The 17677-nt window shown below is 67.6% G+C and carries 13 protein-coding genes; all 13 read left to right on the forward strand.

Annotation, left to right across the window (positions count from 1 at the left end):
* Positions 1–4 precede the first annotated feature (4 nt).
* The 13 genes from ACZ5Z2_RS05165 to ACZ5Z2_RS05225 all read left to right on the forward strand — a co-directional run bounded on the left by ACZ5Z2_RS05165 (position 5) and on the right by ACZ5Z2_RS05225 (position 17647).
* The gene (locus tag ACZ5Z2_RS05165) at positions 5–1246 is read left to right on the forward strand and encodes an ABC transporter permease (protein WP_464760884.1); all 1242 of its coding nucleotides are present in this window, start codon (positions 5–7) and stop codon (positions 1244–1246) included.
* Positions 1247–1272: 26 nt separating this feature from the next.
* Complete coding sequence (locus tag ACZ5Z2_RS05170; protein ID WP_464760885.1) at positions 1273–2580, forward strand: ABC transporter permease; 1308 nt, start codon at positions 1273–1275, stop codon at positions 2578–2580.
* Between the two features lies 1 nt (position 2581).
* Complete coding sequence (locus ACZ5Z2_RS05175) at positions 2582–3814, forward strand: ABC transporter permease (RefSeq protein ID WP_464760886.1); 1233 nt, start codon at positions 2582–2584, stop codon at positions 3812–3814.
* 88 nt (positions 3815–3902) lie between these two features.
* Positions 3903–5228, forward strand: coding sequence for an ABC transporter permease (locus tag ACZ5Z2_RS05180; protein ID WP_464760887.1), 1326 nt, complete (start codon positions 3903–3905; stop codon positions 5226–5228).
* 169 nt (positions 5229–5397) lie between these two features.
* Positions 5398–6651 carry an ABC transporter permease gene (locus ACZ5Z2_RS05185; protein ID WP_464760888.1) on the forward strand — a complete coding sequence of 418 codons (1254 nt, stop codon included), beginning with the start codon at positions 5398–5400 and terminating at the stop codon, positions 6649–6651.
* Between the two features lie 145 nt (positions 6652–6796).
* A complete protein-coding gene (locus tag ACZ5Z2_RS05190) occupies positions 6797–8104 on the forward strand; it encodes an ABC transporter permease (protein ID WP_464760889.1) in 1308 nt (435 codons plus the stop codon).
* Between the two features lie 7 nt (positions 8105–8111).
* A complete protein-coding gene (locus tag ACZ5Z2_RS05195) occupies positions 8112–9326 on the forward strand; it encodes an ABC transporter permease (protein WP_464760890.1) in 1215 nt (404 codons plus the stop codon).
* A 58-nt stretch (positions 9327–9384) separates the two neighbouring features.
* Complete coding sequence (locus ACZ5Z2_RS05200; RefSeq protein ID WP_464760891.1) at positions 9385–10686, forward strand: ABC transporter permease; 1302 nt, start codon at positions 9385–9387, stop codon at positions 10684–10686.
* Positions 10687–10697: 11 nt separating this feature from the next.
* Positions 10698–11915 carry an ABC transporter permease gene (locus ACZ5Z2_RS05205; protein WP_464760892.1) on the forward strand — a complete coding sequence of 406 codons (1218 nt, stop codon included), beginning with the start codon at positions 10698–10700 and terminating at the stop codon, positions 11913–11915.
* Positions 11916–11938: 23 nt separating this feature from the next.
* Positions 11939–13261 (forward strand): ABC transporter permease, encoded by a 1323-nt coding sequence (locus ACZ5Z2_RS05210; RefSeq protein WP_464760893.1) that lies wholly within the window; start codon positions 11939–11941, stop codon positions 13259–13261.
* Positions 13262–13271: 10 nt separating this feature from the next.
* Positions 13272–14516, forward strand: coding sequence for an ABC transporter permease (locus tag ACZ5Z2_RS05215; RefSeq protein WP_464760894.1), 1245 nt, complete (start codon positions 13272–13274; stop codon positions 14514–14516).
* Between the two features lie 184 nt (positions 14517–14700).
* Positions 14701–16014: an ABC transporter permease gene (locus ACZ5Z2_RS05220; protein ID WP_464760895.1), complete on the forward strand. Its 1314-nt coding sequence runs from the start codon at positions 14701–14703 to the stop codon at positions 16012–16014.
* 400 nt (positions 16015–16414) lie between these two features.
* Entirely contained in the window at positions 16415–17647 is a 1233-nt protein-coding gene (locus tag ACZ5Z2_RS05225; RefSeq protein WP_464760896.1) for an ABC transporter permease, read from the forward strand.
* Positions 17648–17677 lie beyond the last annotated feature (30 nt).

Here is a 17677-nt window from a genome sequence, read left to right on the forward strand (position 1 = left end):
CGCCATGAACATCCAGATCAGGCCCGTCCTCACCGCGCTGCGCCGGCACAAGGCGGGCACCCTGCTGATCGCGCTGCAGATCGCGCTGACGCTGGCCATCGTGTGCAACGCGCTGTTCATCATCCAGCAGCGGCTGGCCAACCTGTCCCAGGCCAGCGGCGTGGACGAGGCGGACGTGTTCGTCGTCGCCAACTATTGGGCCGACGTGAACCGCTCGACGGAGCAGGTCGATGCGCAGGTGCGCGCCGACCTGATCGCGCTGCGGCAACTGCCGGCCGTGCTCGACGCCACGCCTGCCAGCGGTTACCCGCTACGGGGCGGCGGCTGGGACAACTTCGTCACCATGACGCCCGACCAGGTCAAGCCGACCACGGACGCGGCGGTGTACACCGGCGACGAGCATTTCATCGGCACGCTGGGCCTGAAGCTCGTCGCCGGGCGCAACTTCCGCCCCGACGAGGTGATGGTGATGGGCACGCAGCAGGCGATCACCCCGGCGACGGCGATCGTGAGCAAGGCGCTGGCCGAGCGCCTGTTCCCCGGCGGCGACGCGCTGGGCAAGAGCTTCTACGCGATGGGCACCACGCCCAGCACCATCATCGGGATCGTCGATCCGCTGCATCGCCAGGGCGTGGATCAGGGCAGCAACCGCTATGCCGGGCAGGCGCTGATCTGGCCGCTGCGGGCGGACGACTCGAAAGGCATCTACTACATCGTGCGCGCCAGGCCCGGCCAGCTCGCCGCCGCGATGCGCGAGGCGCCCAAGGCGCTGTACGCGCAGAGCCGCCTGCGCATCATCGATCCGAAGGACGGCATCCAGGACTACGCCACCATCCGCCACAAGGTCTACGACAACGACCGCGGCATGGCCATCCTGATGGGCATCATCTGCGCGGTGCTGCTGGCGATCACCGCCGCGGGCATCGTGGGCCTCACCAGCTTCTGGGTGGGCCAGCGCCGCAGGCAGATCGGCGTGCGCCGCGCGCTGGGCGCGCAGCGGCGCGACATCCTCGCGTATTTCCTCACCGAGAACTTCCTGATCAGCGTGGTCGGCGTGGCGCTGGGTGTCGTGCTCGCGGTCGCCTTCAACCTGTGGACGGCAACCCGCTTCGAGATGGATCACATGTCGATGGCCTACGTGGGCGTCGGCGTGGTCGTGCTGCTGTTGCTGGGGCAGGGCGCCGTGCTGGCGCCGGCGCTGCGCGCTTCGCGCGTGTCGCCGGTGGAGGCGACACGCGGCGGTTGAGTTTTTTGCTGGCTGGAGAGACTGGCATGTTCGGCTACTACATCGACCTTGCATTGCGCAGCCTCAAGCGCAACCAGGTGCTCACGGCGCTGATGGTGCTGGCCATCGCGCTGGGCATCGGTGCGTCGATGACCACGCTCACCGTGCTGCACGTACTGTCGGGCGACCCGCTGCCGGGGCGCAGCGGCTCGCTGTATTACCCGCAGGTGGATCCGCGGGACAGCCAAGGCTATATGCCCGGCAAGACACCGCCGATGGATCAAGTGACTTGGATCGACGGCATGAACCTGCTGCAGGCCAGGCGTGCGGATCGGCAGGCGCTGATGACCGGCGGGCAGGTGGCGGTTCAGCCGGGCAGCGCGGTGCTCGATCCATTCTACGAAGCGGCGCGCTACACCACGGCCGGGTTCTTCCCGATGTTCGGCGTGCCGTTCAAGTACGGCCATGCGTGGGGCGACGCGGAGGACGCGGCGCATGCGCGCGTGGCGGTCATCAGCAGCCGGCTCAACGACAAGCTGTTCGGCGGCAAGGACAGCACCGGGCAAATGCTGCGGCTGTCAGGCATGGACTTCCGCATCGTCGGCGTGGTCGGCGACTGGAATCCCAACCCGCACTTCTACGACCTGAACCGCAAAAGCTACAACGAGAACGAAGGCGTCTTCGTGCCGTTGTCCACTTCGCAGGACGCGGGTATGGCCCATGATGGGGGCGTCAACTGCTGGGGCAACGGTGGCGGCGGGAGCACGCCCGGACATGATTCGCCCTGCGTCTGGCTGCAGTTCTGGGTGCAACTGGACAGCCCGGCCAAGGCGGCGGCGTACCGGCAGTTCCTCGTCAACTACTCCGAGCAGCAGAAGGTACTGGGGCGTTTCCAGCGACCGCCAAACGTGCAGTTGCGCAACGTGACACAGTGGCTGGACTACAACATGGTGGTGCCCGACGACGTGCGCCTGCAGAACGGGCTGGCGTTCGGCTTCCTGCTGGTGTGCCTGGTCAACACGGTGGGCCTGATGCTGGCGAAGTTCCTGCGCCGCGCGGGCGAGCTGGGCGTGCGCCGCGCGCTGGGCGCATCGAAACGCACGCTGTTCGCCCAGTTGCTGGTCGAGGCCGGCGTGGTCGGCCTGGTCGGCGGCGTTGCCGGTCTGCTGCTGGCCTTCGCCGGCCTGTGGCTGGTGCGGCGGCAGCCGGCCAGCTACGCCGCGCTGGCGCATCTCGATCCGGCGATGTTGCTGGCCACCTTCCTGCTGGCGTTGGGCGCGAGCCTGCTGGCTGGCCTGCTGCCCGCGTGGCGTGCCTGCCAGGTCGCCCCGGCCCTCCAGTTGAAGAGCAACTGACATGGAACTGAGACCGATCCTTTCCACGCTGCGCCGGCACAAGGTCACCTCGTGGCTGCTGGTGCTGGAGATCGCGCTCACTTGCGCCATCGTGTGCAACGCGGTGTTCATGATCGGCCAGCGGCTGCATCGCATGAACCTGCCCAGCGGCGTTGCCGAGCACGAACTGGTACAGATCCAGCTTGGCTACATCGGCGGCAATCCGGATGCCAAGGCGCAGTCGCAGACCGACCTGGCCACGTTGCGGCGAATCCCTGGCGTGAAGCAGGCGGCGGTGGTCAATCAACTGCCTTTCAGCGACGGCGGGTCGTCCAACAGCGGCATCCGGCTCAGCCCGCAACAGCAGCAGGACACGCTCGAGGCGGCGACGTACTACGGCGAGGACGCACGCTCCACGCTCGGCGCGCGATTGGTCGAAGGGCGCGACTTCAGCCATGACGAGTACGCCGATTTCGATACGGTCATCGCCGATCTTCACGACGGCGACCTGAAGAATCTGCCTTCGACCATCATCGTCACCCGTGCGCTGGCCCAGCGGCTTTGGCCAGGAAAGGATGCGCTGGGCCAGACGCTTTATGTCGGCAAGGCACTGCCGTTCCGGGTTGTCGGCGTGGTGGCTGGGCTGGCCCGGCCTAACAATCTGAACCTCGGCGTGGAGTACAGCACGCTTTGGCCAATCCGCATGACGGTGGCCGATGGTTCCAGCTACGTCCTCCGCACCGCGCCGCAGGATCGCCAAGCGGTACTCAAGGCCGCGGTAGCCAAGCTCAAGCAGCTCGACCCCAACCGCGTGGTGCTGGTGAAGCGCAGCTACGACGAGGCGCGCCGCGAATTCTTCGCCAACGACCGCGCCATGGCCGGCATCCTGGTCGGCACGATTTTGGCGCTGCTCACCGTCACCGTGCTGGGCATCGTGGGGCTCGCCAGCTTCTGGGTGGGGCAGCGCCGCCGCACCATCGGCGTGCGCCGCGCGCTGGGCGCCACCCGCGGCGACATCCTGCGCTACTTCCAGACCGAGAACTTCCTGCTCGCCAGCTTCGGCATCGCGCTGGGCATGGCAATGGCCTTCGGGCTCAACCTGTTCCTGATGGTGCATTACGAATTGCCGCGGCTGCCCGGCATCTACCTGCCGGTGGGCGCGGTGGTGCTGTGGGTCATCGGCCAGCTCGCCGTGCTCGGCCCCGCGCTGCGCGCCGCGAACGTGCCGCCGGTGGTGGCGACAAGAAGCGCGTGAACATTTTGCTCCCCATCCCGCCGACGGGAGCGGGGAGCAGCGATTGGCCCCTCCGCAGGGAGGGGAAAGATCAACGAAGGAGTACGAGATGTTCGGCTACTACCTCGACCTTGCGCTGCGCAGCCTCAGGCGCAGCCCCGGCCTCACCGCGCTGATGGTGCTCGCCATCGGCTTCGGCGTGGCCGCCTCGATGACCACGTGGTCGGTGTTCCGCGCCGTGTCGGGCGATCCGATCCCGTGGAAATCGTCCAGGCTGTTCGTGCCCCAGCTCGACATCTGGGGGCCGGAGAGCCGCAAGAAGGGCGGCCCCGACGACATCACCGAGGCGTTCGACTACACCGACGCAATGGCGCTGATGCGCGACCACCGCGGCAAGCTGCAGTCGGCGATGTACCAGGTGTCGCCGTCGGTGGTGCCGGCGGATGCGAGCAAGCATCCGATCAACGTCACCGGCCATGCGGTGTTCGGCGAGTTCTTCCCGATGGTGGACGCGCCGTTCAAGTACGGCAGCGGCTGGAGCGCGCAGGACGACGCGAACCGCTCGCGCGTGCTGGTGCTCAGCGACAAGCTCAACCAGAAGCTGTTCGGCGACGTCAACAGCGTGGGGCGCAACGTCGACATCGAGGGCAAGGACTACCGCGTGGTGGGCGTGGTCGCCCGCTGGAACCCGCAGCCGCGCTACTACGACGTGGTGAACACCGGCGGCTTCGTCGGCGACGGCGCCGAGGACGTGTTTCTGCCGTTCAACACCGCCATCGACGTGGGCATGCCCAACGACGGCAACACCAACTGCAGCGAGATCCCGAAGGAGCAGGGCTTCGTCGGCCTGCAGCATTCCAGCTGCGTGTGGATCTCCTACATGGTGGAGCTGGACAGCCGCGCCGAAGTGGGCCGCTACAAGGACTATCTCGAAGGCTACATGCGCCAACAGCAGCAGGCCGGGCGCTTCAACTGGCCGCCCAAGTACGAGCTGCGCGACCTGCCGGAATGGCTGAGCTACGAGCACGTGGTGCCGGACGACACCAAGGTGTCGCTGCTGGTGGCGCTGGGCCTGCTGATCGTTTGCCTGGTGAACACGTCGGGCCTGCTGCTGGCGAAGTTCCTGCGCCGCAGCGGCGAGATCGGCGTGCGCCGCGCGCTGGGCGCGCCGCGCTCGGCGGTGTACGCGCAGTTCCTCACCGAGGCCGGCATCGTCGGCGCGGCGGGCGGCGTGCTGGGCCTGCTGTTCACCGGCGCGGGCGTGGCCTGCGTGGGCTGGGTGCTGCCGCGTGACATCGCCGCGCTGGCGAAGCTGGACGTGTCGCTGCTGGCCATGACCCTGCTGGTGGCGGTGGTCGCCACCGTGCTGGCCGGCCTGTATCCCACCTACCGAGCCTCGCGCGTGCAACCCGCGTGGCAGCTCAAGAGCAATTAGACGAATGACTACCTTGGTCGTCATTCCGGCGCAGGCCGGAATCCAGTGACGGTATGGCTTGGGCGAGCGTGATCGCCACTGGATCCCGGCTTGCGCCGGGATGACGGGCAAAAACCAAAGCTCCCAGGTCGCCATCCCGGCGACCCCGGCGGCGAAAGAGGACACCGGCATGACCATCCATCCCATGATCTCGGCATTGCGCAAGCACAAGGCGGGCGTGGTGCTGATCGCGCTGCAGATCGCGCTGACCCTGGCCATCGTCTGCAACGCGGTGTTCATCATCGGCCAGCGCATCCAGCGCGTGAACCGCCCCACCGGCCTCGACGAGAAGGACATGTACCTCGTCACCCAGCAGTGGGTGGGCGCGCCCACCGGCGACGACGCGGACAGCATCCAGAAGCTGGATGCCCTGCAGCGCGAGGATCTCGCCGCGCTGCGCGCCATGCCGGACGTGCAGTCGGTGACGCCGGTGAACTCGCTGCCGCTGCTGAATTCGAGCTGGAACGGCTCGATCTCGCTCAACGCCGACGCCACCCTGATCGGCGGCAACGCGCGCACCACCTACTACTTCGGCGACGAGAACTTCGTGCGCACGCTGGGCCTGCGCGTGGTCGCCGGGCGCGACTTCAACGCCGGCGACGTCGTCAACAAGGGTTTCCGCAACACCACCGAGCCCAGCGTGGTGATAGTGACCAAGGCGCTGGCCGACAAGCTCTTCCCGAAGGGCGGTGCGGTGGGCAAGGTCGCCTACCTCGACGGCAGCGGCACGCCCAGCACCATCATCGGCGTGGTCGAGCGCCTGCAGGTGCCGTCCACCGGCAGCTGGGTCAGCGCCTTCACGTGGAACGCGACGATCGAGCCGGTGCGCCTCAACGCCAACTTCTCCCGCTACGCCGTGCGCGCCAAGCCGGGCCGCCTGCGCGCCGCGATGCAGGCGACCGCGCCCACGCTGTACAAGGTCAACCCGATGCGCGTGCTCGACGACGACAGCGTGCGCGCCTATTCCGACATCCGCACCAAGGCCTACCGCGCCGACGTGGGCATGGCGATCCTGATGGGCGTGATCTGCCTGATCCTGCTCGGCGTCACCGCCGCCGGCATCGTCGGCCTCACCAGTTTCTGGGTGGGCCAGCGCCACCGCCAGATCGGCGTGCGTCGCGCGCTGGGCGCGCGCAAGGTGGACATCCTGCACTATTTCCAGATGGAGAACCTGCTGATCGCGGGCCTGGGCGCGGTGGTCGGCGTGGCGCTGGCCATCGGCCTCAACCTGTTGCTGATGAAGCACTACGAGATGGATCGCATGCCCGTGCTCTACGTGCTGGTCGGCGTGGTCGTGGTGCTGCTGCTGGGGCAGGGCGCGGTGTTCACCCCCGCGCGCCGCGCTTCCAACGTGCCGCCGGTGGTGGCGACGCGCGCGGCGTGATCGCTTCCCTTGCGAGTAGGGGCAACGTTTGGGGCCTTCTTCCCAGCGGACTGGCTAGGCGGCTGGCGGCGCGATCGGAATACCCGGGAAACCCGCGCCAGTCCCGGCACTTCCGGTGAGTGGAACTGCAACCGAGGAGAAACGAATGTTCGGCTATTACCTTGACCTTGCCGTGCGCAGTTTCAAGCGCAACAGGGTACTCACGGCGCTCATGGTTCTGGCGCTGGCGCTGGGGATCGGCGCGACGATCACCACGCTGACGATCCTGCGGCTGCTCTCGGGCGATCCGCTGCCGTCGAAGAGCGCGCAACTGTTCTATCCGCAACTCGACCCGAACGGGATGGACGGTTACGTCGCCGGGCAGACCAAGCCGCCGGCGATCATGACGTGGCCCGATGCGATGAACCTGCTGCAGGCGCATCGCGCGCGCTACCAGGCGGCGATGGCGCCGGCGCAGGTGCGCATCGTGCCGCAGCACGCGAACCAGCCGCCGTATTTCGCCGACGGCGTGATGACCACGGCGGATTTCTTCCCGATGTTCGACGTTCCGTTCGAGTACGGCGCCGGTTGGACGGCGGCCGATGAGAACAGCCATGCGGCGGTGGCCGTCATAGGAAACGCGCTGAACCAGCGGCTGTTCGGCGGCGAAAACAGCGTTGGCAGGACATTGCGCATCGAGGATCGCGATTTCCGCGTCGTCGGCGTGCTCAAGCCCTGGTCGCCGCAGCCCATGTTTTACAGCGTGGCGCAAAGCGGCCGGAGCTATGGCGACGGCACTTCGATCTTCCTGCCGCTGCAGACTGCCCGGGCGGCCCTGATGAGCCCCAGCGGCGACATCGAGTGCTACGACGCCATCACCGACATCCAGCACATCGAAACGGCGCCTTGCGAGTGGCTGGCGATGTGGGTGCAGCTCGACACGCCTGCCGCAGTCGCGGACTACAAAAGGTTTCTCGACGGCTACGTGCATCAGCAGATCGCGCTCGGCCGGCTCAAGCGGCCGGACGATTCGCTGCTGGATCTGATGGGCGTTCTGCGCGAGCAGCAGGTGGTGCCGGACGACGTGCGGCTGCAGGTGTATATCGCCTTCGGCTTCCTGTTGATCTGCGTGGTCAACACGGTGGGCTTGCTATTGGCGAAATGCCTGCGCCGCTCGAACGAGATCGGTGTGCGTCGCGCGCTGGGGGCCACGCGGCGCACCGTGTTCGCGCAGTTCATGGTCGAGGCGGGCATCGTCGGCATGGCCGGCGGCGTGCTCGGCCTGCTGTTCGCCGAGCTGGGGCTCTGGGCGATCCGCCATCAGCCCGCGCAGTACGCGAGCCTCGCGCATCTGGACATCGGCATGTTTGCCTTCACCTTCGTCGTCGCGCTGACGGCGAGCCTGATCGCCGGCCTTCTTCCCGCTTGGCGCGCCTGCGTACTGGCGCCTGCGCCGCAACTGAAAGCGTCCTGAGGTGACCATGGAACTTCGACCCATCCTCGCCACGCTGCGCAAGCACCGCATTCCAGCCATCCTGATCGTGCTGGAGATCGCGCTGGCCTGCGCGGTGCTGTGCAACGCGGTGTTCATGATCAGCCTGCGCGTCGGGCAGATGCACCTTCCCAACGCCATCGACGAGCATGGCATTTCGCTGGTCTCGGTGAACGGCACCGACCCCAAGCTGGCGGCCAGCGACATTCCGCGCAACCTTGCCGCGCTGCGCGGCATCGCCGGCGTCACCGCCGCGTCGGTAAGCAACACGGTGCCGCTCTCCACCAACAACATCGGCTGGAGTTTCGGCACTTCGCCCGACACGACGCTGTCCACCCAGCACACCGTCAACCTGTCGATGTACTTCGTCGGCGAAGGTGCGGATCAGGCGCTGGGCCTCAGGCTCAAGCAGGGCCGCTTCTTCACCAGCGACGAATATGCCGACAGCAAACTCGGCAGCGGGGTGCTGCCCGGCATCCACGTGGCCGTGCTGACCGAGAACGCAGCCGACCGGATGTGGCCTGGGCAGTCGCCGCTGGGCAAGACCTTCTATTCCAAGCCCAACTTCTACCAGGTGGTCGGCGTAGTGGCCAACGTGATGCGGCCCTGGATCGGCGATAAGGAGTACGCCTACAACGCGGTGTATTTTCCGCTTGCGCCGGACGGCATGACCAGCGGCTACATAGTACGCAGCGCGCCAGGGAATCGTGATCGCGTGCTGCAGCAAGCCACGCAGACGTTGCAGAAGCTCAATCCCGGCGCGGTGGTGAAAGGCCAGACCTTCACCGACATCCGAAACCACTTCTTCGCGGACACCAACAGCATGGCATGGATGCTGGTGCTGGTCTGCGCGGTGATGCTGGCGGTGACCGCCTTCGGCATCGTCGGCCTGACCAGTTTCTGGGTGGCGCAGCGGCGGCGCCAGATCGGCATCCGCCGTGCGGTCGGCGCCACGCGCACCGACATCCTGCGCTACTTCCAGGCCGAAAACTTCCTGCTTGCCAGCTTCGGCATCGCATTGGGAATGGCGCTGGCCTACGGCTTCAACTTGTTCCTGATGAAGCATTACGAGTTGCCGAGATTGCCAGGCATCTACCTGCCGGTGGGCGCGTTCGTGTTGTGGGGCATCGGCCAGCTCGCCGTGCTCGGCCCGGCGCTGCGTGCCGCGAATGTGCCGCCGGTGGTGGCGACGCGCGCGGCGTGAGCACGGGTTCCGCCGCGTTCTCGTGCCTGGAGATGTGCATCGTATGAAGGAGTGAAGGATGTTCGGCTACTACCTCGACCTTGCCTTGCGCAGCCTCAAGCGCAACCGCGTGCTCACCATGCTGATGGTGCTTGCCATCGCGGTGGGCATAGGCGCCAGCATGACCACGCTGACGGTGGTGCACCTGCTGTCGGGCGATCCGCTGCCCGGCAAGAGCGGCGCGCTGTTTTTCCCGCAGGTGGATCCGGAAACGCCCACCTCGCAGGATCACACTCAGCCGTATCCGGAAATGGACTACCGCTCGGCGATGGATCTGTGGAGCGCGCATCGCGCCGATCGCCAGGCGATCCTCACCAGCAGCTCCGTGAAGGTGCGCTTGCCGGACAGCGGCCAGCCGCCGCTGATGCTGAGCATGCTTTCCACCTCGGCGGACTTCTTTCCGATGTTCGACGTGCCGTTCCAGTACGGCTCCGGCTGGAGCGCGGGCGAGGACACGAGCCGTGCGCGCGTGGCGGTGATCTCGGCCGACCTGAACCAGAAGCTGTTCGGCGGGGCCAACAGCGTGGGCCGCATCTTGCGCGTGCGCGACGCCGACCTGCGCATCGTCGGCGTGCTCAAGCCGTGGCGCCCCGTGCCGCTGTTCTATGACCCGTGGAGCCAGAACTTCAGCAAGGCGGAAGACGTCTTCGCGCCTTTCAGCAGCAGCCTGGAGATCAACAAGGGCAACTTCCAGCCCTACACCTGCTGGCACGTACCGAAGGATCCGCACGACATGCAGAACGCGGATTGCGTATGGGTATGGCTGTGGGCGGAGCTGGACAGCCCGGCCAAGGTGCGCGACTACGCACGCTTCGTGGACGACTACGCGAACACGCAGAAGTCGCTCGGCCGCTTCGCCGTGGGCAGCGAGCATGCGCGGCTGCGCGACCTGATGACCTGGCTCACCGACCGTGGCCAGGTGCCCGACGACGTGCGCCTGCAGGCATGGCTGGCGGCGGCCTTTCTCGTCATCTGCCTGTTCAATGCGGTAGGCCTGCTGCTGGCGAAGTTCCTGCGCCGCAGCGGCGAGATCGGCGTGCGCCGCGCGCTGGGCGCCAGCCGTGGCGCGATCTTCGCGCAATGCCTGGTCGAGGCGGGCGTGATCGGCTTGCTCGGCGGCTTCTTCGGCTGGCTGCTGACCCTGTTCGGGCTGTGGCTGGTGCGGAAGCAGCCCGTGGACTACGCCCATCTTGCGCGCCTGGATACCGCCATGTTCTTCGCCACTTTCGCCTTGGCAGTTGGTGCGAGCCTGCTCGCCGGGCTGATACCTGCTCTGCGCGCCAGCCGCGTGGTACCCAGTTGGCAACTCAAGGCGCTGTGAGGAGGCCGACCATGCAGATCAAACCGATACTCGCGGCGCTACGCCGCCACCGCATGGCCACTTTGCTGATCGCGATGGAGATCGCGCTGGCCTGCGCCGTGCTGTGCAACGCCTGCTTCCTGGTGGCGCAACGCTGGAAAATGATCCGGCTCGACAGCGGCGTCGACGAAAGCTCGCTGGCCGTTCTCACGGTCAATGGCTTCGACCCGAACCAGGCGACGGACGTCAACGCACGCATGCTGGCCGGCCTGCAAGCCATTCCGGGCATGCAATCGGCAACCCTGATCAACCAGGTGCCGTTTGGGCCACAGGCGGGCGCGGCGGGGGTCTCACATGATCCGGGCAGTTTCAAGAACCTGATCGGCGTGGTGGACTTCGTGCTTGGCGGCCCGGGTACGTTCAAGGCGCTGGGCCTGAAGCTGGTCGAGGGGCGCATGCCGCAACCCGACGATTACCAGCCCGCCGTCAACTTCGTTCCCAATGATGCGCAGGTGTTGGTCACCCGTGCGCTGGCGGAACACGCCTGGCCGGGCGAAAGCCCGCTGGGCAAGGACTTCTGGTGCGACAAGTTTCACTTCCGCGTCATCGGCGTGGTGGATCACTTCGCACGTGCGCAGCCGCACCAGTACGACATGTCGCAGGCGGAGTGGACGGTGTTCACGCCGACGGCGCCCGGCGGTTCGCTGTCCGGCACCTACCTGTTGCGGGCCAAGCCGCAGGACGTGCAGCGCGTGCTGCAGGCGGCGCGTGCCGCGGTGGCGAAAATCGCTCCCGACGTGGTGCTGGATCAGGACGACAGCAAGACGCTCAGCGACCTGCGCGACAGCTACTTCGAGACCGACCGCATCATGATCGGCCTGCTGCTCGGCGTGGTCGTGCTCATGCTTGGCGTCACCGCGCTGGGCATCGTCGGCCTCACCAGCTTCTGGGTGGCGCAGCGGCGCAAGCAGATCGGCATCCGCCGCGCGATCGGCGCCACGCGCGGCGACATCCTGCGCTACTTCCAGACCGAGAACTTCCTGATCGTCACGTTCGGCATCGCGCTGGGCATGTTGCTGGCCTACGTGCTCAACGCGGTGCTGATGAAGTTCTACGAGCTGCCGCACCTGCCGCTGTACTACCTGCCGGTAGGCGCGCTGGCGCTGTGGGCGCTGGGCCAGCTCGCCGTGCTCGGCCCGGCGATGCGCGCATCGCACGTGCCGCCGGTGGTGGCGACGCGCAGCGTGTGAGCCTTCAGGGGAATCCATTGGCAATGCTCGGCTACTACCTCGAAATCGCCATGCGCAGCCTGCGCCGCAGCCTCGGGCTCACGGCGCTGATGGTGCTTGCCATCGGCTTCGGGGTGGGCGCGTCGATGACGGCCTATGCGGTGTTCCGCGCCGTGTCGGGCGACCCGATCCCGTGGAAGTCGTCCAGGCTGTTCGTGCCGCAGGTCGACATGTGGGGGCCGGCCGACCGCGCGGGCGACGGCGAGCCGCCGGACGCGCTGGACTACGCCGACGCGATGGCGCTGATGCGCGACCACCGCGCCGCGCGGCAGTCGGCGATCTATGCCGTCGGGCCGTCGGTGCGGCCCACGGACGCCAGCCGCACGCCGATCCCGCTGAACGGTTTCGCGGTGAACGGCGAGTTCTTCCCCATGCTGGACGTGCCATTCGAGTACGGCAGCGGCTGGAGCGTGGGCGACGATGCGCGGGCGGCGCCCGTGGCGGTGCTCGGCGACGCGCTCAACCGCAGGCTGTTCGGTGGCGCCGACAGCGTGGGCAAGGTGGTGGGCATCGCCGGCCGCGACTATCGCGTGGCCGGCGTGATGAAGCCCTGGAATCCGCAGCCGATTTTCTTCGACGTGGTGGACACTGGCGGTTTCGGCGGCGATGGCCCCGACCTGTTCCTGCCTTTCAACACCGCCATCGCGGCGAACATGGAGAACGCCGGCAGCACGAATTGCCCCAAGGACAGGATGCCCGACGCGCCCGGCTTCGCCGGCCTGCAGCACTCGGACTGCACCTGGATCGCCTACCTGGCCGAGCTGGACGATGCGGCGGCCGTGCGGCGCTACCGGCACTACCTCGACGACCATGCGCGCGAACAGCAGCGCCTGGGCCGCTTCGGCTGGCCGCCCAACAACCGTCTGCGCGGCCTGCGGGCGTGGCTGGATCACGAGCACGTGGTGCCCGACGACACCAGGGTGTCGATGCTGGTGGCGCTGGGCCTGCTGCTGGTGTGCATGGTCAACACGGTGGGCCTGCTGCTGGCACGCTTCCTGCGGCGCAGCGGCGAGATCGGCGTGCGCCGCGCGCTGGGGGCCTCGCGCGGCGCGATCTGCATGCAGTTCCTCGCCGAGGCCGCGGTGATCGGCGTGGCCGGCGGCGCGCTGGGACTGCTGCTGACGGGCGTGGGCGTGCTCTGCACCAACCGGGTGTTGCCCATGTATCTCGCGAACCTCGCGCACGTGGACGCGCCGTTGCTGCTGCTCGCACTGCTGATGGCGGTGGCCGCGACCCTGCTCGCCGGCCTGTACCCGGCGGTGCGCGCCTCGCGCGTGCAGCCTGGCTGGCAATTGAAGACGCAATGAGGGCGACGCGATGAAACTGCACCCCATCCTTGCCGCCCTCGGCCACCACAAGACCGGCGTGGCGCTGATCGCGCTGCAGATCGCGCTGACGCTGGCGATCGTCTGCAACGCGGTGTTCATCATCGGCCAGCGCATCGCGCGGATGGATCGCCCGACCGGCGTGGTCGAGGACGGCCTGATCCGCGTTTCGCAGCAGTGGCTGGACGCGCCCGCCGGCGACGATGCCGCCGCGGTGGAGCAACTGGACGCCATGCAACGCGCCGACCTTGCCGCGTTGCGCGGCCTGCCGGACGTGCAGGAGGTCGCCGCATCGGCCAGCATGCCGCTGCAAGGCATGATCTGGAGCGGCTATCTCACGCTGGCGCCGCAATCGAAAGGCAAGAGCGTGCAGGCCGCCTACTACTACGGCGACGAACGCCTGCGCAGCACGCTCGGGCTTCGCCTGGTCGCCGGGCGCGATTTCACGGCGGGCGAGATCCTGCATCGCGCCATCCACGGCACGGCCGTCGCGCCGGTGGTCATCGTGAGCCAGGCGGTGGCCGATGCGCTGTTCCCGCAGGGCGGCGCGCTGGGCAAGACGATTTACCAGGACGACAAGCCGGCCACCATCGTGGGCATCGTGCAGCGCCTGCAGACGCCGACCCTGTCGAAGTGGGGCAGTGCCTGGGCATGGAACTCGGTGCTGGAGCCGGTGCGCCTGGACGGCGATACGGCCAGCTACGCGCTGCGCGCGAAGCCGGGGCGCGCGCAGGCCGCCATGCGCGAGGCGCGCAAGGCGCTGATGGCCGTCGATCCCATGCGCCTGATGCCCGACACCTGGGGCATCCAGACGCTTGCCGGGATCCGCGCCAAGGTCTATCGCGGCGACCGCGGCATGGCGCTGCTGATGACGGCGATCAGCCTGATCCTGCTGTGCGTCACGGCGGCCGGCATCGTCGGCCTCACCAGCTTCTGGGTGGGCCAGCGGCGCAAGCAGATCGGCGTGCGCCGCGCGCTGGGCGCGCGCAAGGCGGACATCCTGCGCCACTTCCACATCGAGAATCTTTTCATCGCGGGTGGCGGTGCCGCCGCGGGCTTCGTGCTCGCGGTGGCGCTCAACCTGTGGCTGGTGCATCGCTATGCGCTGGATCGGCTGCCGCTGGCTGGCGCGCTCGCCGGCGCCGCCGCGATGGTGTTGCTTGGGCAGTGCGCGGTGCTGGTGCCGGCGCTGCGTGCGTCCAGGGTGCCGCCGGTGGTGGCGACGAGATCGGTGTGAGTTTTTCCCCTCTCCCTTCGGGAGAGGGTGCCCGCAAGGGCGGGAGAGGGTACGGGCGGAGCGTGGCTTTGCACGCTGGCCGTATGCCCTCTCCCCCGACCCCTCTCCCGCAAGCGGGAGAGGGGAGCAAGGCATGGTCTTTCCCGCACGCGGGGAAGGGAAGTTCAATCACGGAGGGATGGAAATGCTTGGCTACTACCTCGATCTGGCATGGCGCAGCCTCAGGCGCACGCCCATCCTCACCGGCCTGATGGTGCTGGCGATCGGCCTGGGCATCGGCGCATCGATGACGATGCTGACGGTGCTGCACGTGATGACCGACGATCCGATGCCGGGGCGCAGCGCGCAGCTGTACACGCCGCATCTCGATCCCTTGCCGCTGGATCAAAAGCAAGGCGGCGATGGCCCCGATGCCAGCGACAACCTCACCTGGCCCGACGCGATGGCCTTGCTCAAGGCGCATCGCGCCACGCGGCAGGCGGCGATGGCGGGCGGCTCCCTGCTGGTGCGTCCGGGCCGTGCCGATTTGCGACCGTTCTACGTGGACGGCCGCTACGCCACGGCGGATTTCTTCGCGATGTTCGGCGTGCCGTTCGAACGCGGCAACGGCTGGAGCGCGGCGGACGACGAGGCCGGCGCACGCGTGGTGGTGCTGGGCGAAACGCTGGCGCGCAAGCTGTTCGGCGGTGCCGATGCCGTGGGCCGGATGGTGCGGCTGGGCGACAACGACTTCCGGGTGACCGGCGTGGTGGCCGACTGGGCGCCGCAGCCGATGTTCTATGCGGATGCTTCGGCCAAGCGCTACAGCGATGCCGATCAGTTCTTCCTGCCGCTGTCGGCGGCGGTCGACCTGAAGCTGGACGTCAACGGCAATTTCAGCAGCTGGGGCCAGGATCATGCGGAAACGCGCATGACCAGCCCCATCACGACCTGGTTGCAGTTCTGGGCGCAACTGGACACGCCCGCACAGGTGGCCGCCTACCGGCAATACCTGACCGACTATTCCGCGCAGCAGAAGGCGCTGGGCCGCTTCCAGCGCCCGCCCGCGAACGCGAAGCTATACAGCCTGATGGACTGGCTGGCGCACGAAAACCTGGTGCCGAACGACGTGCGGCTGCAGCTGTGGCTGGCATTGGGTTTCCTGTTCGTCTGCATGCTCAACATCGTGGCCCTGCTGCTGGCCAAGTTCCTGCGGCGCAGCGGCGAGATCAGCGTGCGCCGCGCGCTGGGGGCGGGGCGGCGCGACATCTTCGCGCAGCTGGGCGTCGAGTCCGCCCTGATCGGCGTGGCTGGCGGCGCGCTGGGCCTGCTGGTTGCGCAACTCGGCTTGTGGAGCATCCGCCAACGCCCCGACGACTACGCGCACCTGGCGCAGATGGATGGGGCGATGCTGCTCGGCACCCTGGCGCTGGCCGTATTCGCCAGCGTGCTGGCCGGCCTGCTGCCCGCGTGGCGTGCCTGCCGCGTGGCACCCGCACTGCAACTGAAGACGCAGTGAGGGCGAGAACCGTCATGGCTTTTCATGTGCGTCATCCCGGCGAAGGCCGGGATCCAGTGGCTTTGCGACCTGAATGCGTGTGTTCGCTCCTGGATCCCGGCCTTCGCCCACTACTGTCCGGAATAATCTGGGGACGGTGTCGAAGGATGAAGGCCCGCGCCGCTTGCACGAAGCATGGCGGGAAGGCGACTTCATTTCCGATAACGACCACCTATCTAGACTGTCATCCCGGCGAAGGCCGGGATCCAGTAGCGACCATATTCGCTCAGGCCGCACGGCCACTGGATTCCGGCATGCGCCGGAATGACGAGAAAGACCGCGGCCACGAATGTTCAAAATTATTCCGGACAGTAGTGGGCCTTCGCCGGGATGACGACTCAAGCGCACCAGGAGGCTGATCATGCAAATCCGTCCCATCCTTTCCACCCTGCGCCACCACAAGCTCACCGCCACCCTGCTGACCCTGCAGGTGGCGTTTACCTGCGCCATCGTCTGCAACGTGGTGTTCATGGTGGCCGGCCGCGTGCAGCGCATCGACGTGCCCACCGGCATTGCCGAGAACGAGCTGTCGGTGATCCGCAGCACAGGCATCGAGAAGAACGAGAACGTGCAGGCGCGGCACGCCGCCGACCTGGCGGCGCTGCGGGCGATACCCGGCGTGAAGTCGGTGGTGGCGGTGAGCTATTCGCTGCCGCTGGGCCAGGACGAGTCGACCAGCGGCATCTGCCCCAGCAAGCAGGCGCTGGATCGCGCGATACAACTCAATTCGATCAAGGGCAGCGGCTGCGTGGAGCCCAGCGTCTACGACGGCACGCCCGGTTTGATCGACACGCTGGGCTTGCATCTGGTCGCGGGGCGGGATTTCCGGCCCGACGAATACGTGACCAAGGGCAAGCCCCCCGCTGCCATCATCACGCGGGCACTGGCACAGCACTTGTATCCGGGGCAGCCGGCGTTGGGGCAGAGCATGTACGACGGCGACAGGTTCATCCGCGTCGTCGGCATCGTCGACACGCTGTTGCGCCCGAACCTGCGCCGGCCGGGCGTCGACTACGACAGCATGATCCTGCCGCGGCTGCCCGACGACTCTGTCGTGACGTATGCGCTGCGCAGCGCGCCGCGGGATCGCCAGCGCGTGCTCAAGGCCGCGGCGGCCACGCTGGTCAAGGTCGACCCGAACCGCATCATCAATCCGAAGCGGATGCAGACCTACAGCCAGATCCGCGCCGCCTACTTCCAGCGCGACACCACCATGATCGGCCTGCTGGTGGCCTCTGCGCTGGGCCTGCTGTTCGTCACCGCGCTGGGCATTGCGGGGCTGGCGAACTTCTGGGTGCAGCAGCGCACGCGCAGCATCGGCATCCGGCGCGCCATCGGCGCTACCTGCGGCGACATCCTGCACTATTTCCAGGCCGAGAACTTCCTGATCGTCACGGCCGGCGTCGTGCTGGGCGTACTGCTGGCGATCGGCCTGAACCTGCTGCTGATGGCGCATTACGAGTTGCCGCGCCTGCCGCTGTGGTACCTGCCGGTCGGCGCGTTGTTGTTGTGGGCGCTGGGCCAGCTGTCGGTGCTGTCGCCCGCGTTGCGCGCGGCGGCGGTGCCGCCGGTGGTGGCCACGCGCAGCGCGTGAATTTTCTCCTCCCCTGCTCGCGGAGGAGGG

The sequence above is a fragment of the Rhodanobacter sp. G1 genome, assembly GCF_055397855.1.